The following is an 18916-nucleotide window of genomic DNA, read 5'->3' as shown; positions in this document are numbered from 1 at the left end:
GCGGGGCGATGGCTAACCCATCGTGCGCGCCAAGCAGGTCGGGGGCTAAGAGCCAGCACGGCGGACCATTCTGAGGGGCGGCCTACGGACCGGCGTTCGTGGAATCGGCAATGGAGCAGATACGCACCAGTGCTTAGCCCTGAGCCGGAGATGGGCTCGTCAGCTGTTGGTGACACGGGCTACCCCCGTAGCTGAAATCGACCTTTGGTATGGCTGCCGCAGAACTCCAAGGCAATATTGCCGGGCCGCTGTGGGGTCGCCATTCGCGGTGGCACGATTTAGCTCACCACCGCAAGGCAAGTCGGAAATCAAACAGTTACAGGAAGGAACGCTAATGGATTCCAGCGCTACAAATCTTGGTGGGAAAACCGCATTCGTAACAGGGGCCGCAGGCGACATTGGTCGCGCAACCGCTATAGAACTCGCTCGGCGCGGAGCGAACGTCGTCGTTGTTGACCTGTCGGTATCGGGAGGTGAAAAGACTGCAGGCCTGGTCAAAGAAGCAGGCGGGTCGGTTATCGCCATAGAGTGCGACGTTACCGACGAAGAGCAAGTCCAAGTTGCGTTGGACGCCACTCTTCAAACCTTCGGATCCCTCGACATCGCGTTCAACAACGCCGGAATCGAACAACCCTTCAAGCCAGCCAGTGAAATCGGTGTCCCGGAGTGGCATCAGATCGTGAATGTCAACCTGACTGGAGTGTTCATCTGCATGAAGTTTGAAATCGATCACATGCTCAAACAGGGCGCCGGATCCATTATCAATACGTCATCCGGGGCTGGTGTAAAGGGTATCCGCGGGGTAGCAGCTTACTCTGCCGCAAAGCATGGTGTTATCGGTTTGACGAAGTCCGCCGCGCTTGACTACGCAACACAGGGAATTCGTGTCAACGCAATATGCCCCGGCACGGTTGACACCGCCCTAATCCAGCGGGCGACTGAGGGGCGTCACGACAAGATGCAGGAGATGATCGCTGCCATGCCCATTGGAAGGCTTGGCTCCCCCGCGGAAATCGCCTCCGCCGTGGCCTGGCTCGCGTCAGACGAATCGTCCTTTGCCACCGGAATGGCGATGGTCGTTGACGGAGGCCAAACCACTTAGCATGAAACGCGCGGACACGCAGGGAGACGCCCCATGCTTAGACGTACCGCTCCGGGTGGGGCGGTCCAATCAGTAAACTCAACGCCATCCGTTGGGTGGATTTTAGGGGCCGGAACTCCATCGCCACGCGGCAGATCAAAGCTGTTGCCAGCGCCCTCCGGGCCAGTCTTCTTGGTTGCCAACGGAAAAAAGAAGATCGAGAGAACTGCCACTGCGTGTTAAACGCAGTGGCAGTTTCTCGATCAGTTAGAGAGTGAGAGTCTACGAGATGGACCCTATGTCAGAGTCCCCCGCAAGATCTCCGCAAAATCACGAGGAAGTCCATAGGACTTGGGCTCCATATATCCCTCGAGACCCTCGTGTCCGCCCTCGCGGCCGATGCCACTCGCTTTGAAACCGCCCACCGGGGCCTGGAATCCGGGCGGGTTGCCGTTAATATCGACCGTACCTGTCCGGATCTTGGAGGCGACCTCAAGGCCATGCTCGATGTCACTCGTAAACAGCGCCCCATTAAGTCCGTAGTCCGAATGGTTTGCTAGTTCGATCGCTTGTGTCTCGTCGTCATAAGGGATCACGGCCAGTACGGGGCCGAAGACCTCTTCCAGCGCAATCTTCATGTCCGGTTTGACGTTGGTAAAGAGAGCCGGGTCGACGAACCAACCTCGGTCGAGCGTGGAAGGGCCCCCGCCGAGAACTGTGGTTGCACCCTCGTACTTACCGGAATCGATGTAACTCTGTACGGTGTCGCGTTGCCGGGCAGTAACCATCGGCCCGATCTGAGTCGCGGGATCCCGCGGATCGCCGACAGGCATCGAATGGACCATCGTGCTCATGCGATCGATGAATTCATCGTGCCGCTTCCGTGACACGAGGATGCGCGTCTTGAGGCTGCAAACTTGGCCGCTGTTCCGCAGGGATCCAAGCCGGAGCGTCTCAACGGTGGCATCAAGGTCTGCGTCATCCAGGATGACCGCCGCGGACTTGCCGCCAAGCTCCAAGGTGACACGGGTGAGCTGCTGGCCGCAGATCGATGCAATACGCCGACCAGCTGCGGTGGAACCTGTAAAGGTCACCTTGTCGACAGCCGGATGGCCGATCAGGTATTCGCTCGTCTCCCTGTCGGCCGGAAGAACGCTCAGCACTCCGGACGGTAGGCCGGCCTGCTCGAAAATCTTGGCCAAGGCAAGAGTTGTCAGAGGCGTTTCCGAAGCGGGTTTCAGGATAATTGTGCAGCCCGCGACGAGGGCGGGGGCGATTTTTATTATGGCAACGGTCAGGGGAACATTCCACGGAACGACAGCAGCCACTACGCCCGCTGGCTCGCGGGTAACCAAGGAACTGCCTGATTTTCCAATGCGCACATCGCGGAAGGGGAACGTCTCCGACATTTCGATGAATGCGTCAAGGAGTGCCAAGGGCGTTCCAACCTGGATGGACTCTGACTGAGTGATTGGGCTGCCCATTTCATCGGTGATCAGGGAGGCGAACTCGTTGCGTTCAGCGCTGATGGCGTCGCGAACACGGCGCAGGACTTCAGCCCGCTGCTGCGGAGTGTTGTGGCGCCAAGGACCTTTATCAAAGGCTTCTCGCGCTGCCCGCACCGCACGGTCGACATCAACCCGGGTGGCCGCTGCAACCGATCCGATGATTTCCTCTGTCGTCGGCGACTGAACCTCGATTCGGCTCAAGCTGGATGGCTGCTGCCACTCGCCACCGATGAAAAGAGAGTTATACGTACGAGTTAGCGTCATTGTTCCTCACTGACATTTTGGTTGTATCTCCGCCTTGACGATCCCGTCCGCGGGTGAATGGTGCGAGACGGGAGACGCCCGCCGTAGCTGTCCGGATACTCTGGTGTACGTCTCGAGCCGGACTGGTAGACGCAAGGCCGGAACGCCTATTTTCTCGAGCTTTGAGCTCTAACTTTCAGCCTTTACCCGTCGCGGCGCGGAGTACCCGGACTCCATTGCCATGATCCCGCCGTCTACCGGCAGGACCACGCCGGTGATCTGCCGGGATCTCTCGGAGGTGAAGAACTCGATCGCGTTTGCAATGTCTTCGGGTTGAGCTCCATTGCCCAGCGGAATGCGGTCGATTCGTTGGCCGAGAAGCTCAGGATTTTCGTCCTTGACCTTCCGTGCCAGCTCGGTCCAAGTGAACCCAGGACAGACGCAATTGACGCGGATTCCGTACTGTGCCCAGTCGACGGCGAGTGCGCGGGTCAGTCCGATGACCCCGTGCTTTGCAGAGACGTATGCGACAGCATCAGGGATGGCGGCGAGGCCGGCCCCTGATCCCACATTTACGATCACGCCCTCGCCCTGAGGGATCATGGACGCGGTGCCTACGGCCTGGGCCCAGTTGAACGACCCAGTCAGGACCACGTCGAGTTCGCGGCGCCATTGTTCACCGCTGATGTTCTCGATCGGGACTTGGGTATGCCCTCCGGCATTGTTGACGAGGATGTCAACCTTCCCGTACCTTTCCATCACCTGGCGAACATTCTCTTTGACGGCCTCAGGGTCCCGAACGTCTCCGATGACGCCGAAGGCTTCGCGGCCGCTGGCGTGAATATCTTGCACAGCGGCGTTGACTGCGTTCAACTCAAGATCGCAGATCACGACCCTGCATCCTTCTCTGGAGAGCAGTTCCGCCGTTGCGCGGCCGATGCCGCGGGCGCCTCCGGTGACCACGGCCACTTTGCCTTGGTAGGTCATTTCAGTCCTTTCACGGATATGGGTGTGCCTGGGGGTCTTCTGTTGTTGAGCCTGAATTCTGACCGCGCGTTAGCCAGGAACTGTTCGAATGCCCGATCAGGAAAGGAATGCGCCCTTGCCGACTGCCTGCTGATCGAATAGCTCGTAGGCCCTTACGGCGTCCGCAAGCGTCCAGCGCTCCGTGAAAAGTGAGTCGACGTCGACGCCACGATCGACAATAAACCGGGCGCACGACATCATGTCGGGTACGGACATTGTCCAGGATGCGAATCCGCTGACCTGCCGGTACAGGTGGTCCGTCAGTCTGAAGTTGATCGTTGAGCCTACCCCAACCCAGCAGGCCTGGCCCCAAGTATCCAAAACGTTGAGGACATCGACAGCCGCTGAGGAAGCACCGGAAGTTTCCAAGCTCTTTGATACGCCGATTCCGTTGTTCAAGTCCCTGATTGTGTCGGCAACTGAACCAACCTGTGAGGGGTCAATCGACTCCCAGGCGCCAAATTCCTTCGCTCGCTCAAGGCGGGTCTCCGAGATGTCCATGGCAACAACCCGCGCTCCCATCGCTGTGGCGAGCTGGGTGGCAGCGAGGCCGACCGGTCCCTGGCCAAAGATGGCAAGCGTGTCATCCGCCGCTAAATTCAGGCGCTTTAATGCCCGCCATGCAGTGCCAGTTCCACAACTGACCGCTGCGGCGGCAAGGTAAGTGAGCCCCTCTGGCATGGGCATGACAGTGTTGAACGGAACGGAGATGAGATCCGAATGAGCTCCGTTGGCGCCTGTTCCCATGGCTACCGACCCTTCACGGCACATCTGGGTCCATCCTGATCGGCACTGATCGCATCGGCCGCACCCGAAATAGTGATGGACCATTACGGACTTTCCGATCCACGATGTGGAGACATCACTCCCGACCTCGACAATGACCCCGGCTGGTTCGTGGCCTGCAACGAACGGGTCCGCCAGATGCGGCCCTCTGTAAGCGTGAAGGTCGGACCCGCACATACCCGAGGCTCTCATCTCCAAGATCACGTCATGTGGCCCCGGAGTGGGATCCGGCAAAGTTGCCACTTCGACTCGACGCTCGCCGTGAAACAAAACACCACGCATGAATGCTCCTTTGAAACTCATGAAATTCGGCCGAATCTTTGCGCCGTGCTTAGTGCCATTGAACGGCACATCTCGCTGCGGCGAGGAAGCAGGGTCAAGCAACTAAAATGACAATATCCCACAAAATGGGATATTGTCTACGCCCTTTGATCGTGCTCTCCGCGGCCCATTGCTGGAAAACCCGCCCTAAGACCATTCCGGAGGAGGCTGCCTTGGTCGATGAGTTTGCAACCGACAGGACCCGCGTGGATGCTAATGGGCGCCCAGCGGGGGTGCACTGGAGTGATGCAGCGGAAACTGGTTGTGCACAAGCCAATACTGGAGGGGGCATGGAGCCTTAGAATGCTTGGCAGCACAGCGCGTGGCGAGGGGGTGGTCTGATTGCGATATCGCCACTCGGGTGCCGTGGCACCTTTCCTGGATGGAGGGCGGCATTCTGCTAGCCTAATTTTTCGCCGCGCAGGCCTGCTGGGACTGTGGGCTGATTTGAGGGTCGCCTATACCCCGCCGGCAATGGTGCGCGTTGAGCATGGCGAGCCAATCCGGAGACCCCCGTCAACCACGACATGGACTCCATTTTGGTGCAGCGCCAATGCTGCCCCGAGTGTGACGTCGATTCGCCGAGGCCCGTCGGCCGCCAGTGCTATGACGCTGCAGCGTTTACCGCCGTGCTGGATCTTTATCGAGATTGGCCGCATGTCATGGCGGCTGAATTCGATGGCCGCTTCAGCGTCAGGAACGTCATCCAGGGTGAAGTCCAGGCAGTCTCCACCGTAAGTTCGCAGTCGCAACAAGGTGCTTTGGGCTCCATAGAACGCCTCCGCTATCACGGCCGATCCGACGAACTTGCCATTGACTCGTGAATGTTTCCGCCTGTCTTCCATCCCTATCCTCCGTTTTGCGGTGGGTGCGTGGCAGGTCTTTGTGGGCTGCCTTGCGGACGCAGCGCAACGCCTCGGATGAACCAGCCGGTGATACTCAGAATTCTGGATTGACAATATCCCACAGTACGGGATATTGTCAATCACGCGACTTTCGTTGGTGAACTGTCTGCTTCACGAAGGGAGTCAGTTCACGTGAGGCTATCAGCGATCTACAGCCCTTCCCCTTAAAGCACTTTCTCAACGAGGAGACATGCAATGAGCGACACCCAGATTTTTAGGATCGCATCCATTCCGGCGGACGGGGTCGGCAAGGAAGTAGTCGCCGCCGGTCGACGCGTTCTTGACGCTTTGGCAAGGAATTCCGAGGGCAAGTTCTCCTTTGAATGGGCCGAGTTTCCTTGGGGTTGCGGCTACTACGCAGCGACCGGTCAAATGATGGCCGACGACGGTCTGGAGACGCTGAAAAATTTTGACGCAATCTACTTCGGAGCAGTCGGCTGGGAGAATGTGCCTGACCACATCAGCTTGTGGGGTCTGCGGCTGAGCATCACCCAGAACTTCGATCAGTGGGCCAACATCAGGCCCGTTAAGTTCCTCCCTGGCATCCAGTCCCCACTGCGTAAGGCGGACAATATAGAACTTGACTGGGTCGTAGTCCGCGAGAACAGCGAAGGCGAATATGCGGGATTGGGCGGGCGGAATCTGAGCGGCCGAGGCCCTGGAAATGAAGTGGCTCTTCAAACATCCTTGTTCACCGAGAAGGGCTGCGAGCGAATCATGCGATTCGCGTTCGATCTTGCCAGGACTCGCGCCGTCAAGAGAGTCTCATCTGTGACAAAGTCCAACGCGCAGCAGTACGGCATGGTCCTTTGGGACGAAACGTTCGACCGAGTGTCCTTGGACTACCCCGACGTACAAACCGAGAGCGTGTTGGTTGATGCTATGAGCGCCAAGTTCATTCTCAAGCCAGAAGATTTGTCTGTCGTAGTCGCGTCCAACTTAAACGCCGATATCTTGTCGGACCTGGGTTCAGCTCTTGCGGGCAGTCTTGGTCTGGCTGCCAGCGCGAATCTGAATCCTGAGCGCAGATACCCCAGCATGTTTGAGCCGGTGCACGGATCTGCGCCGGACATCGCTGGTCAGGGTATCAGTAATCCAATTGGGGCCATCGCCAGCGCCGCGCTAATGCTGGACCACTTTGGTATGCATGAGGAAGCCCGTCGTGTTGAGACGGCTATTACCACTGTCACATCCGCTGGCGCTGACCAACTGACCCGGGATGTCGGTGGGCGTGCCACCACCGAGGAGGTTACCGACGCCATCATCGCGGCCATGACTTAAATTGCCGCTTAGCCCGTGGGACGGACCCACGCCAGGCGCCGGTTAAGCAGCTGTGTCGAAGGTAGATCCTAAAATTTATGGCCGCTGACAATCATTTGACACTATCCCAGGCACGCTGAGGACAGTGAGCCACCCCTTGACAGCGTCCAGCGGTATGGATTTACCCTGGTTCATTTTGTGGGGCGATATCAGCGGCGGGTGCCACGGAGGACATGGCGGTGTCCGAAAGAGAGCGCTTCTTATGCATGAACCAGACGGTCAGACCGAAGGCAACGATGAGGGCAGTCCCGCCCATAACAGCGGGCCACCGGCCGAATTGCCACACAATCGCGGCAAGGGTAGACCCGAGCGCTCCGCCGATGAAGTTCCCGACGATGAGGGCGGTGTTGAGCCGGCTTCGAGCTGCGGGGTCCATGGAGACCATCATCGTCTGCAGGAGCACCAGAACGGATTGGACACCAACGGAGAGAAGCGCCACGGCTACAAGCACGGCGATGATCGACGCCGCGCCAAAACCTGACACTGCGACTGCCACCAATGTCAGGGCGAGCCCCATCCCGATAGCGGCGACCGACTGACCCCGGTCATAGACCCGGCCGGTGAACTGTGCTCCGACGATCCCCAGCACACCCAGAAGGCTAACCAAGCCGATTTGAGTGGTCGTGAAAGAGAACGGAGCTGCGGATAGGTGGAAGGTCAGACCCGTCCAGAACGCCGTAAAGACGCACATCAATGCTGCGCCCAGGACTGCGACAATCCTGACGGGGCGGTGCTGGACTACAGCCAACACTACGGATCTGAGCAGCTTGCCGTAGGCTATCCGATCCCGGGGGGCTAGAACGGGAATTGCCCAGGCCATGACCGCAGTGAGGACTAGCATCATCGCGGCGGCCGCGAAGTAGACCATGCGCCATCCGAAGATGTCCGCAACGATGCCGCTGGCCAAGCGCGACAAGAGAATGCCCGTCAGAAGGCCCGAGGCTACAGTCCCGACCACACGCCCTCGTTGATCATCGGTGGCAAGGTCACCAGCCAGTGGCATCAGCAACTGGCCAGCCACGTTGGTGAAGCCTACTAAGGCAAGAGTGGTCAATAGGACGGCGAAGTTGGGAGCGAGAGCGCAGCCCAGCAACGACAGGGTGCAGAGAAACATAATGATTGGAATCATTCGCTTCCGATTCACCGTATCGCCCAGCGGCACGACCAGAAATACTCCGAGTGCGTATCCCAGTTGAGTGAGAGTCACGAGAAGTCCGGCGGTGCCCGACGAGACGCTCAATGCCTCTGCCATGTCTCCAAGAAGAGGCTGTGCCCAATAGACATTTCCGACGGCGGCCCCTCCAGCGAAGGCAAATAGTCCGGTGAGAGCCCGACTGATTCCAGCCTTATGGTCTGTACCGTAGATGGACGTAGTCATGCGAGCGGTCCCTTTCATCGAGGAGTTGGCGGTCCTGCAACGAGTACCGTTTCGTAGTCCGCCGGATGGGGGTGCTTACGTGTCAGATAACCGCACGAACGGCGGCGACGATGCACTTTGGTACCACCTGTCGTCTAACGCGGTGCAGCAAAGACCGGAAGTTGAGAGTTCAGGGTCGAAGATCACCGACAGGCTCGGCCCTGAGCGGCGCAAATGGAGTCGCCTGCCCAGAGCCGAAGCTGCGTCCTGGCATGGCCAGGCCTGAGGAGCGGACTAGGCCTTCGGGAACGCCATGTACTTGACCTCGAGGAACTCGTCGATGCCGATCCGTCCGCCCTCGCGTCCCAGACCCGATGCTTTTACGCCGCCAAACGGGGCAGCCGCGTTGGCAACAATTCCGGTGTTCAGTCCGACCATGCCCACTTCCAGGGCCTCGCCGACACGGAAGCCACGGTCAATGTCCTGAGTGAAGAGGTACCCGACCAGACCGAATTGGGTGTCGTTAGCCATTTGGACGACCTCATCCTCAGAGTCGAAGGGGATGACAGGTGCTACAGGACCGAAGATCTCTTCCGTCATGAGGTCAGCCGCTGCTGGGACCTCCGAGAGTACTGTCGGTGAGTAGAAGTAGCCTGGGCGATCTGGGCGGCTCCCTCCGCAGACGACCTTCGCGCCCTTGCTTACGGCGTCATCGACGAGTTCCTGGACCTTCTGCAAGGCCTTCTCCTCAACGAGTGGGCCGACCTGTGTGCCGGGTTCGGTGCCGTCGCCGACGGTTAGCGCTTCGAGCTTCTCTGCTAGGCGGCGAGCGAATTCTTCCGCGACAGGACGCTGGATGAATATGCGGTTTGCTGCGGTGCAGGCTTCACCCATGTTGCGCATCTTGGCGGCAACGGCCCCTTCGACAGCGCGGTCCAAATCAGCATCCTCGAACACGATAAAGGGGGCGTTGCCTCCCAATTCCATCGATGAGCGCATGACATTCCGGGATGCTTGCTCAAGCAAGCGAATACCCACTTCGGTCGAGCCCGTGAAGCTAACCTTGCGTGCGATTCCGCTCGACATCCAAGGTGTTACCACCGTTGACGCCTTGGTAGTGCAAACGACATTGATTACGCCGGCCGGGAGCCCGGCCTCAACCAGAATGTCTATCAAGGCCAGGGAAGAAAGCGGAGTGAGTGCCGCCGGCTTGAAGACGACTGTGCAGCCGGCCGCGATGGCTGGCCCGATCTTGCGCATGCCCATGGCGAGTGGGAAGTTCCAGGGCGTAACCAAAACACAGGGGCCGATCGGTTCGCGCGAAACAAGAACGCGCGTCTTGCCATCGCCCGAGGTCGTCAGATCACCGCTAATACGGACCGCTTCCTCTGAAAACCAGCGAAAGTACTCGGCAGCGTAGGAGATTTCACCTTTGGCCTCAGCAAGGGGTTTGCCCATTTCACTGGTCATGATGAGGGCAAGTTCGTCCTGTCGGGCCATCACGAGGTCGTAGGCCCGCCGAAGGATCTCACTGCGCTCACGAGGTGATGTCTTTCCCCACTTCTTTTGGGCGCGGCCGGCGGCTTCAATGGCCCGTTGCGCGTCCTCGGGGCCGCCATCAGCGACACTAGCAATGACCTGCTCCGTCGCCGGATTGATGATGTCGAATCGAGCACCGGAGGAGGACTCGCCCCACACCCCGTCAATAAAAAGGCCGGTACTGACTTTGGCGATGGCTTGGCGTGCTTGCTCTGCGGTGCGGAGGTCGCTGACGTTGGTGGTCATGAGGTTTCCTCTATTTCGTTGCTTTGGTCTTCATTGCTGGTGAGGGTTGGGCTGGCCGCCGGGACCGACCCTGGATCGAGAACTTGGGCCAGGTGCAGGCCGGGCCTTGAAGGATCGAGCTGATTAATCTGCCTCGCACACGAAAATCCGTCTGTCATCACAGCGACTTCCCGGTTGGTGGCCCTAAGCGCCGGGGCCAGTGCATTCTCAGCCACCTGCATACTGACGTCGTAATGATTGGCCTCAAAGCCAAAGTTGCCGGCTACTCCGCAGCATCCATTTGCGTCGACAATGTCGCGCACACCGACAGCTTCCAGCACTGTCCGCTGAGCAGCTGCGCCGAAGACCGAGTATTCGTGGCAGTGAGTCTGGAGTACGGCCCGATCCGGTGCCGGATGCGCGGGTGACGGTTCCCAACCCGCAGCCACTTGATCGGCGACGTAAGCCGCGAAGCTTCGTACACGAGATGCGACACGTTTCGCTTGTTCCGTGTGAACCAGTTCAGGTAGGTCCTTCCGAAGCGCCGCAGCACAACTTGGCTCGACAACGACGATTGGTCGATCGGTTCCATCATCGAGTGCTGCGGCTGCTTTGGACAGGAGCCGTTTGGCGGTGCCCAACTGTCCCGTGGATATCCAAGTCAGACCACAGCATGCGTCCGCCGAACATTCCACGCCGTTCCCCGATGCGGCGAGAACACGCGCTGCGGCACCTGCGACTTCAGGGCGGAAGCCACGTGTGAACGTATCCACGAAAAGGACCACGGAGCCGGCATCGACGGACTCCACAGCGGAACGAATACCAGCTGTGGCCACTTCGCGCCGCCACTCCCCCGCGCCGGCGAAGCGAGGCAGCTTGCGTTTTGTGGTCAGTCCTCCGGCAGCGGATGCGACTTTACCCAAAGGAGTGGCCAGAACCGCATTGACGATGCCGGACATAGAACCAGTCACTTTGAGCCAACGGGGCAGCCATCCAAGGGAGAAGTGTGCTAACGGCCGCAGGCGCCCGCGGTAATAATGGTCGAAAAACTCCGACTTGTAGGTGGCCATGTCGACGCCGGCGGGGCAGTCCGTTGAGCAGGCCTTGCAAGCAAGACATAGATCCAGGACCTCCCGGACTTCCTCGGACTTCCAGCCTTCATCCACCGTTCGTGCGCCGCGAACCATGTCCTGAAGTACACGAGAGCGGCCGCGAGTGGAATCCTTTTCATCCTTGGTGGCGCGATAGCTTGGGCACATCACCCCGCCGCTGTCAGCGCGACACCGCCCCACGCCAATACAGCCTTGGACTGCATGTACCCACGGGTCGGTTCCTGAGGACCCTACCGGCCGGAGGTCAAAGCTTGTCCGCCATTCCCGATCGGGAATCCCCTCTAGTGCAAGGTTTGCGTCCATGGGATCGGGATCCGTCATGGACCCCGGATTCAAGATGCCCACGGGATCCCAAAGACGTCGCGACTCAGAAAAAGCCATCATCATCGCCGGGGAGTACATCAGCGGGAGAAGCTCGGAGCGGGCGCGGCCATCGCCGTGCTCGCCAGACAGCGAGCCTCCGTGGCTGACCACGAGTTCTGCTGCCTTGCGCGTAAAGAGCCGGAAGACCTCTCGGCCCTCGTCGCTGCGCAGGTCATAAGTGATGCGCACGTGCATGCAGCCGGCACCAAAGTGTCCGTACATGACCCCTGTAAGTGCGTGCTCGGCCAAGAGGTCGCGAAGGTCCGCTAGATAGCCGGCAAGCCGTTCAGGGGCGACAGCTGAGTCCTCCCAGCCGGGCCAGGACTCACCACCAGAGGCCAGTCGTGAAGATAGCCCTGCGCCGTCCTCCCTGACGCGCCAAAGTGAGGCGCGTTCCTTGGGGTCCGCTGCGGCGCGGCCTTGCACCAGGCGGCCGTTCTCACCCAGGCGAGCGAGTAAACGGTCAGCTTGAGCCTGCACAGATGCCGGATCGTCACCGTCGATGTCGACAAAGAGCCAGGCCCTTCCATCAGGCAACCCCAGGACCGAATTAGGTCCCCGACGATGCCTCATAGTAGCCACGATGGCCTCATCCGTGCCTTCGACCGCAGCGGGCGAGAACTCAAGAATCGTCGGAATGTCGCGTGCTGCGTCCACCACATCCTCATAACCGAGACAAACCAGCAACGCACTTGCCGGTTTTGGAACGAGCTTCATGCGTGCGCCAACCACAATCGCCCAGGTCCCTTCCGATCCCACGACCGCCCTCGCGATGTTGAATTTGTTTTCCGGCAGGAGGTTCTGCAGATGATAGCCCGAGACTTGCCTGGGGATGCGGCCGAGTTCAAGACGGAAAGCGCCAAGATTATCCTGAGCCAGACGTTGCAGAGAGGCGGAGAGTTGACTCGCCCGGGCCACTGACTGGGGATCCCGTGAATCGGTGGCCCGCAACCCCGTCTCTGTCGCAGTCAGACGGGACCCATCAGAGGTAACAAGATCAATCTCCTCCACATGATCCGAGGTTCGGCCGTACCGCACGGAATGATTACCGCACGCGTCATTGCCGATCGCACCCCCGACAGTTGCCCGATTCTTTGAGGAGGGGTCGGGCGCGAAAGTGTGGCGTCCACCGGTAGCCACCTCGACTTCGCGGGACAAGTCCGACAAAATGACCCCCGGTTCGACGCTCGCGGTCCCGGACTTCTCGTCAATGGCGAGGATCCTATTCATGTACCGCGAGAAGTCGAGCACTACACCTGGACCTATCGCATTACCGGCCATGGAGGTTCCACCACCACGGGCGACAACAGACGTACCGTTTGCCCGGCACACCGCCATAACGGACACGACGTCGTCCACAGTCCTCGGGAACGTGACCGCCAATGGCTCTACCCGGTAATTGGAAGCGTCATAGGAATACTCGGAACGCCGCCGCGGCGTCGCGTCGGCCTCCACCCCAGCGTCCGCCAATTCCAAGAGAAGGCCGGTCGCCGGACGTCGGGCTTCGGCGACGGCCCCGGAGACCGATGCGCCGTCGATTGGGCTGCTTTGTATATACCCTTCAGGGTCATGCAACACTGGACGGCTGTCGGAATCGGTCATGGAGGAAAGCTCTTTCTCATAAGTACAGGGCAGTAGCGGCAGGCCAACTCGTGTTGTTTTGGCCTGTGTTTTAGAAGGTGTGGAGTATGGTGCGGAGGAATTCGGTGGGCTCGATGGCTTCGAGGGGTGCTGGGCCTTCGTTGGCAAGGAATTCGTAGCCTGTTTCGGGGCCGTATTTTTCGTTGTTTGCTGAGATCTTGCCGTTGATCTGGAACAGGATCTCGATGGAGGGGTGCTGGCCTGCCTGGTAGACGGCGCCGGCGTCCAGTCGCAGGAACCCGATGCGCAGGTTGCGTTCGGTGAAGCTTCCCAGCCATTTTTCGGATACGCCGGGCTCGCCCTGCGGGAGCCAGTCGTAGGCGTCGGGGTTCATGGCGATGACGTCGGTGTAGCGGGGGGTGGCGAATTCGAGCTTGCCTCCGGTGGCGGCTTCGAAGATTGCCTGTGAGCCGTCTACTTCTTGGGCAACGCCGTTTTCGTCGGTGAAGTGATACTTGCCTTTTTTGAACTCTCCGGACTTGGCCAGTTCGGCGTTGGTTGCTTCGCGCTGGGCGACGCTGAGGTAACCGGCGCCGCTGGCGCCGCCGCTTTGCAGGACCATGGTGCGGAGTCCCTCGGCACGAGCCTGGGGGCCGTAATGGACGCTTTCAGGGAAGTAGCCGACCCATCCTTGCTCCAGGACCTCGGTTTCCGTGTAGGGCAGTCTGCCTTCGATGACGTAACGGATCTGGTCGAAGTTGTGCCGGTGGCGTGGGGTTCCCCAGCCGCCGCTGCCGGTGAGGCCCATGTTCAGGTCGTAATTGTTGGGCGAGCCATCTTCACCGAACAGAAGGTGCTTTTGATCGAGCGTCCCCTCCCGCATGGTTCCGACTCGCTCGCTGCCGGTGTCGGCTGCCTTGCTTACGCGCATCTCCCTGCTCCTTCACAAAAGTCGATACAAAATAGGTTTCTCCCACAGGCAAAAGCCGACGGAGATGCGGTAGCCAGCCCAGCCGCCGCTAAACGTGTCGGGCCGGCCACCGATAATTGACGGTATCCCATATTGCGGGATATTGTCCATACCTAAGCCATGACTCGCATGTCTATGCAAGCGGCGACGAGCAGCTCCTTGGGTGACCGATCAGGATTGACAAATCCCATATTATGGGACATGCTTCACATGTCGTAAGAAGATGCTGACAGGCTGAATCGTCGCCGTCCAAGACACGCGGCCCCGCTGTCAGGTTCTGCTTGCACGCCTATTAACCACGCAACGCCATGAGGATCGACTATGACGACGACACCCCTGACACACACCCCACAGGACTCTGGCGTGCCGGCGTCGGCGCGGGACTTCAGCGTCAAGGACCGGGTGGTCATTATTACTGGCGCAGCCCAAGGCATCGGTCGGGAGTTGGCGCGCCAGTTCGCTGCGGCCGGAGCCGTAGCCGTGGTCGCTGATCTTGACATCAGCAAGGCGGATTCAGTTGTGGAGGAGATCCGCAGCGCCGGAGGCGATGGTCTTGCCGTCCGGGTCAACGTAGCCGACGAGGCTTCTGTTGAGGCGATGGTCGAGACCATCATCGAAAAGTGCGGCCGGATCGATGTGCTCATTAACAACGCCTCAATTTTCGCGACCATCGAAAAAGGCCCGTTCGATCAGATTCCGGTCGCGCAGTGGGAACAGGTCATGAAGGTCAACGTCACTGGAACCTACCTTTGCGTCCGCGCAGTCGCCAGCCATATGCGCACCGCAGGATACGGCCGCATCATCAACATCTCCTCCGATTCAGTGACACGGGGCACGGTGAACTACCTGCACTATGTGACCTCGAAATCGGCGGTCATTGGCATGACCAACTCCCTGGCACGCGAGCTGGGTGAGCATGGCATTACCGTCAACTGCGTCCGGCCTGGCATGGTCGCCACCGAAGTCGAACGAACCGTCAACCCCACCGTCGAAGGCCGCGAACGCGCAGCCTCGCAGCAATGCATCCCCCGCGGAATGGTCCCCACGGACTTGGTCGGCATCATGTTCTTCCTGTCCACACCGGCATCGTCCTTCATCACAGGCCAAACCATCGCCTGCGATGGCGGCTACACCCACAGCAGTTGACCCACAACACAAGCCACACACATCCTGAGGAGACCTCGCTCATGAAGCAGTACCCACACCTATACATCGGTGGCCGTTGGGTTGAACCAGCAGATCCCCACTATGTGGAGCTCATCGACCCCACGCGCGAGGAGGCTTTCGCCCGCGTGGCATTGGGGAGTGCCGCGGATGCAGAACTCGCCGTTTCTGCGGCCCGCGGAGCATTCGAGAGGTTTTCAGCCACATCAGTGGAAGAACGCATTAGGTTGATCGACCGCGTCATAGACGTCTACGAGTCGCATGCCGATGAGTTTGCCGAATTGATCGCCCGTGAGGTCGGCATTCCTGTTAGCAACCGCGCCCAGGTCACGGGACCGGCCGATCACATGAGAGTCGCCCGTGATTTGCTGCGGGAGTACCCATTTGAAACGCGCGTTGGCAACGCAATAGTCCGGCGTGAACCGATTGGGGTATGCGCGCTCATTTCCCCATGGAACTGGCCAGTCCAAACCGGTGTTATCAAAATGATCTATGGTCTGGCGGCTGGGTGCACCATGGTCGTCAAGCCCAGCATAAACTCGGCCGCGAGCGGGGTGCTCATGGCACAGGTTTTGCATGAGGCAGATGTGCCGCCAGGGGTCTTTAATCTGGTGAATGGTCGTGGCCGCGAGGTCGGCGATACGCTCGCCCGCCACCACGACGTGGACATGATCTCGTTCACCGGCTCCACGGGCGCTGGAAAGCAAGTCGGTGCTGCAGCAGCGGGGACCGTCAAACGCGTCTGCTTGGAGCTGGGGGGGAAATCAGCGAATATTGTTCTTCCTGACGCCGATCTTGAACGGGCCGCGAGATGGAACATCCAGCGGTGCTTCGTCAACGCCGGACAGTCCTGCCATGCCCCAAGCCGGATGCTGGTGCATGAAAGCCAGATTGAGCAGGTGGTGCCATACCTTGTGGACGAGGCACGCCGCTATCGACTGGGCGACCCTCTGGAATCCACGACGACCATGGGCCCAGTTGTCAGCGCCACGCAGTACACCTCGATCAGGGACCTCATCCAGAGCGGTTTGAACGAGGGCGCCCACGTTGTCACTGGCGGTCTCGATCGGCCTGATGGACTTGACCGCGGCTATTTCGTGCAGCCCACTGTGTTCACCGGTGTCACACCTGAGATGACGATCGCCCGAGAGGAAGTCTTCGGTCCCGTTCTAGCTGTTCTCCCCTACCGCGATGAGGAAGAGGCTCTGCGTATCGCCAACGATTCACCCTACGGACTTGGGGGGTATGTCTTCGGAAGTGACCGGACAAATGCCCACCGCGTAGTCAACGGACTGCGGGCCGGTCGAGTCAGCTACAACGGCGCAGCCACCGATTCGTATACGCCAATGGGCGGTTACAAACAATCCGGGATCGGCCGTTCAATGGGCAAGTTCGGGCTCGAAGAGTATCTCGAAGTCAAATCTGTCTACGGGTTTGACGAAGAAGCGCAGGCCCTGCCGGCACTGGTCGGTTCAGTAGAAACTGTCCCAAGTACGTCAGGAGCTCCGAGAGCATGAATACCGAAACGACCCCATTGCTGCGGAACCCGCTCAAGGAGAAATTGTCCAAAGGAGAACCGGTCTTCTCGATGACCGTGCGGCTTGTCCGGACCATCGACATAGCTTCGATAGCCTATACGGCAGGTTTCGAATCCATATATATCGACATGGAACACAGCAGCTTCCCGTTGGAATCGGCTGGACAGATCTGTATGGCCTGTAACGCCCTCGGAGTGACTCCATTGGTCCGGGTCCCTGGCTTGGATGCACCGTTCATAGCCAAAGTCATGGACGCCGGCGCAATGGGAATCATCGTGCCAGGTGTGCAGTCCGCTGACGAGGCACGTGCCGCAGTCCGTGCTGTGAAGCATGCACCCATGGGCATACGGTCGTTTTCCGGCGCGGCTCCACAGCTGAACTACCAGTCACTCCCTGCTGATAAGACGATTCGTGAGCTAGACCAAGCATCGTTGGTAGTGGCGATGATCGAGTCACGGGCCGGTCTGGAGGTGGTGGACGATATTGCAGCAGTTGAGGGTGTGGACATGCTCCTCGTGGGTGCGAGCGACCTGAGCGCAGAGCTCGGTTTCGCTGGGCAAGTGGAACATCCAGAGGTTCATAAGGCGTTTCTCCGGGTCATAGAAGCCTGCCAAACCCATGGCAAGGCGATAGGGATCGGTGGACTCGGCGGCCGTCCGGATCTCGTCCGGCAGTACCTGGAGCTCGGAGCAGGCTTTGTCTCCACAGGCAACGACATCACTTTCCTTAGCGGAGCCGCATCACAAAAGCGCAAGCAATTCGTCTGACCGATACATCACGAAGCAGGGAGCACAAATGAAAATCTGCGTGTACGGCGCAGGAGCCGTCGGTGGGCACATTGCCGGTCGGCTGTCTGACAGCGATGCCGAGGTTTCACTTATAGCTCGTGGAGAGCAGCTGGCCGCGATCCGTCAGCACGGCCTGCGGGTGGAGACCCGTGACAGAACACTCCATTCACACCCGGCTGTCACCGACAACCCCGAGGACCTCGAGCCTCAGGACATCGTCATAGTTGCAGTCAAAGCTCCGGCTCTACCGAACATAGCGGAGCAGCTCGCTTCCTTGCTGCACAAGGACAGCTTGGTGCTGTTCGTCATGAACGGTATCCCTTGGTGGTATTTCCACTCCCACGGTGGCGACTTGGATGGCACCCAGTTGAGGCGGCTGGATCCAGAGCAGACACTGTGGGAGCACATCGGCCCAGAACGGGCGGTGGGTGCCGTGGCCTACACTGCCTGCAGCGTGGTTTCACCGGGCGTCATTCGCGCTGAGAACCCCGTAAACCGTCTCGTCATTGGGCGCCCCGACGGCGTTCCGGACGGAAGACTTGATGCTCTCGCCTCACTTTTCGACTCAACTGGGCTCGACGTGTCCGTGACCCCGAAGATACGCGATGCCATCTGGACCAAGCTTCTGATGAATCTCATCGGCGGGTCACTGGCTGTCCTCACCGGTTCGCCGATGAGGGAAGTGCTGAACAAACCCGCCGTTGCCGGCACAGCCAAAGCCATGGCCACCGAAGGGGCCGCAATTGCCCAAGCGTTGGGGTGCGACCCGGGCGACCCGTACGCAGGCCTGAGCAAACTGTCGAAGTCCACCCATCTCCAGAGCATCGCCCAAGATCTGCAAGCGGGAAGGCCCATGGAGATCGACGCCATGTTCCGGGTCCCTCTGGACCTGGCCGAGCTCGCACAAATCCCCACGCCCAACCTCGATCTGGTGATCGAACTCGCCACGCAGCGTGCACGTGCGGCCGGTCAGTACCAGGACACTGACAAGTGACGTCAACGGTCCGGTGTACCGGCTCCGCCGTCTAGGCGAGGCTACGGGCGAATGAGAACTCCCGACTACGAAAGGACTCCAAAATAGTGCCAAAG

At 59.6% G+C, this 18916-nt stretch carries 14 protein-coding genes; 7 read left to right on the top strand and 7 right to left on the bottom strand.

Annotated elements, in window-relative coordinates; genetic code table 11:
* The first annotated feature begins 334 nt into the window (after window positions 1-334).
* A complete protein-coding gene (locus LN996_RS07365; RefSeq protein WP_231339770.1) occupies window positions 335-1102 on the top strand; it encodes an SDR family NAD(P)-dependent oxidoreductase in 768 nt (255 codons plus the stop codon).
* 275 nt (window positions 1103-1377) lie between these two features.
* Here the strand turns inward: LN996_RS07365 and LN996_RS07360 are convergent, their stop codons facing one another.
* From LN996_RS07360 to LN996_RS07350, 3 genes are all read right to left on the bottom strand, one after another.
* A complete protein-coding gene (locus LN996_RS07360; protein ID WP_231339769.1) occupies window positions 1378-2853 on the bottom strand; it encodes an aldehyde dehydrogenase in 1476 nt (491 codons plus the stop codon).
* A 168-nt stretch (window positions 2854-3021) separates the two neighbouring features.
* A complete protein-coding gene (locus LN996_RS07355) occupies window positions 3022-3819 on the bottom strand; it encodes an SDR family NAD(P)-dependent oxidoreductase (RefSeq protein WP_231339768.1) in 798 nt (265 codons plus the stop codon).
* Window positions 3820-3915: 96 nt separating this feature from the next.
* Entirely contained in the window at window positions 3916-4926 is a 1011-nt protein-coding gene (locus LN996_RS07350; RefSeq protein WP_269215614.1) for an alcohol dehydrogenase catalytic domain-containing protein, read from the bottom strand.
* A 566-nt stretch (window positions 4927-5492) separates the two neighbouring features.
* Here LN996_RS07350 and LN996_RS07345 point away from each other — a divergent pair.
* Window positions 5493-5789, top strand: coding sequence for a hypothetical protein (locus LN996_RS07345; RefSeq protein WP_231339767.1), 297 nt, complete (start codon window positions 5493-5495; stop codon window positions 5787-5789).
* Window positions 5790-6065: 276 nt separating this feature from the next.
* Window positions 6066-7151, top strand: coding sequence for a tartrate dehydrogenase (locus tag LN996_RS07340; protein ID WP_231339766.1), 1086 nt, complete (start codon window positions 6066-6068; stop codon window positions 7149-7151).
* A gap of 160 nt (window positions 7152-7311) precedes the next feature.
* Here the strand turns inward: LN996_RS07340 and LN996_RS07335 are convergent, their stop codons facing one another.
* The 4 genes from LN996_RS07335 to LN996_RS07320 form a co-directional block, all read right to left on the bottom strand.
* Entirely contained in the window at window positions 7312-8568 is a 1257-nt protein-coding gene (locus tag LN996_RS07335; RefSeq protein WP_231339765.1) for an MFS transporter, read from the bottom strand.
* A 273-nt stretch (window positions 8569-8841) separates the two neighbouring features.
* Window positions 8842-10332 (bottom strand): NAD-dependent succinate-semialdehyde dehydrogenase, encoded by a 1491-nt coding sequence (locus tag LN996_RS07330; RefSeq protein ID WP_231339764.1) that lies wholly within the window; start codon window positions 10330-10332, stop codon window positions 8842-8844.
* Complete coding sequence (locus tag LN996_RS07325) at window positions 10329-13388, bottom strand: FAD-binding and (Fe-S)-binding domain-containing protein (protein WP_231339763.1); 3060 nt, start codon at window positions 13386-13388, stop codon at window positions 10329-10331. The genes LN996_RS07330 and LN996_RS07325 overlap by 4 nt, the downstream gene beginning before the upstream one ends.
* Window positions 13389-13458: 70 nt before the next feature.
* Window positions 13459-14298: a hypothetical protein gene (locus tag LN996_RS07320; protein ID WP_231339762.1), complete on the bottom strand. Its 840-nt coding sequence runs from the start codon at window positions 14296-14298 to the stop codon at window positions 13459-13461.
* Window positions 14299-14658: 360 nt separating this feature from the next.
* Here LN996_RS07320 and LN996_RS07315 point away from each other — a divergent pair, with 360 nt between their 5' ends.
* Genes LN996_RS07315 through LN996_RS07300 form a run of 4 tightly spaced genes read left to right on the top strand, consistent with a single transcriptional unit; the run spans window position 14659 to window position 18821 of the window.
* Entirely contained in the window at window positions 14659-15483 is an 825-nt protein-coding gene (locus LN996_RS07315; RefSeq protein WP_231339761.1) for an SDR family NAD(P)-dependent oxidoreductase, read from the top strand.
* Between the two features lie 41 nt (window positions 15484-15524).
* Window positions 15525-17018 carry an aldehyde dehydrogenase family protein gene (locus LN996_RS07310; protein ID WP_231339760.1) on the top strand — a complete coding sequence of 498 codons (1494 nt, stop codon included), beginning with the start codon at window positions 15525-15527 and terminating at the stop codon, window positions 17016-17018.
* On the top strand, window positions 17015-17806 hold the full coding sequence (locus LN996_RS07305; RefSeq protein WP_231339759.1) for an HpcH/HpaI aldolase/citrate lyase family protein: 792 nt from the start codon (window positions 17015-17017) through the stop codon (window positions 17804-17806). Before LN996_RS07310 ends, LN996_RS07305 begins: the two co-directional genes overlap by 4 nt.
* Window positions 17807-17834: 28 nt before the next feature.
* Complete coding sequence (locus LN996_RS07300) at window positions 17835-18821, top strand: ketopantoate reductase family protein (protein WP_231339758.1); 987 nt, start codon at window positions 17835-17837, stop codon at window positions 18819-18821.
* The last annotated feature ends 95 nt before the right edge of the window (window positions 18822-18916 follow it).

It is taken from the genome of Arthrobacter sp. AK01 (assembly GCF_021109375.1).
Classification (GTDB): Bacteria; Actinomycetota; Actinomycetes; order Actinomycetales; family Micrococcaceae; genus Arthrobacter.
This window is presented reverse-complemented; position numbering and strand designations above follow the sequence as displayed.

Coding starts and splice junctions, on each gene's coding strand:
- LN996_RS07365 (WP_231339770.1), top strand. CDS start 335: ATGGATTCCAGCGCTACAAATCTTGGTGGGAAAACCGCATTCGTAACA.
- LN996_RS07360 (WP_231339769.1), bottom strand. CDS start 2,853: ATGACGCTAACTCGTACGTATAACTCTCTTTTCATCGGTGGCGAGTGG.
- LN996_RS07355 (WP_231339768.1), bottom strand. CDS start 3,819: ATGACCTACCAAGGCAAAGTGGCCGTGGTCACCGGAGGCGCCCGCGGC.
- LN996_RS07350 (WP_269215614.1), bottom strand. CDS start 4,926: ATGCGTGGTGTTTTGTTTCACGGCGAGCGTCGAGTCGAAGTGGCAACT.
- LN996_RS07345 (WP_231339767.1), top strand. CDS start 5,493: ATGGACTCCATTTTGGTGCAGCGCCAATGCTGCCCCGAGTGTGACGTC.
- LN996_RS07340 (WP_231339766.1), top strand. CDS start 6,066: ATGAGCGACACCCAGATTTTTAGGATCGCATCCATTCCGGCGGACGGG.
- LN996_RS07335 (WP_231339765.1), bottom strand. CDS start 8,568: ATGACTACGTCCATCTACGGTACAGACCATAAGGCTGGAATCAGTCGG.
- LN996_RS07330 (WP_231339764.1), bottom strand. CDS start 10,332: ATGACCACCAACGTCAGCGACCTCCGCACCGCAGAGCAAGCACGCCAA.
- LN996_RS07325 (WP_231339763.1), bottom strand. CDS start 13,388: ATGACCGATTCCGACAGCCGTCCAGTGTTGCATGACCCTGAAGGGTAT.
- LN996_RS07320 (WP_231339762.1), bottom strand. CDS start 14,298: ATGCGCGTAAGCAAGGCAGCCGACACCGGCAGCGAGCGAGTCGGAACC.
- LN996_RS07315 (WP_231339761.1), top strand. CDS start 14,659: ATGACGACGACACCCCTGACACACACCCCACAGGACTCTGGCGTGCCG.
- LN996_RS07310 (WP_231339760.1), top strand. CDS start 15,525: ATGAAGCAGTACCCACACCTATACATCGGTGGCCGTTGGGTTGAACCA.
- LN996_RS07305 (WP_231339759.1), top strand. CDS start 17,015: ATGAATACCGAAACGACCCCATTGCTGCGGAACCCGCTCAAGGAGAAA.
- LN996_RS07300 (WP_231339758.1), top strand. CDS start 17,835: ATGAAAATCTGCGTGTACGGCGCAGGAGCCGTCGGTGGGCACATTGCC.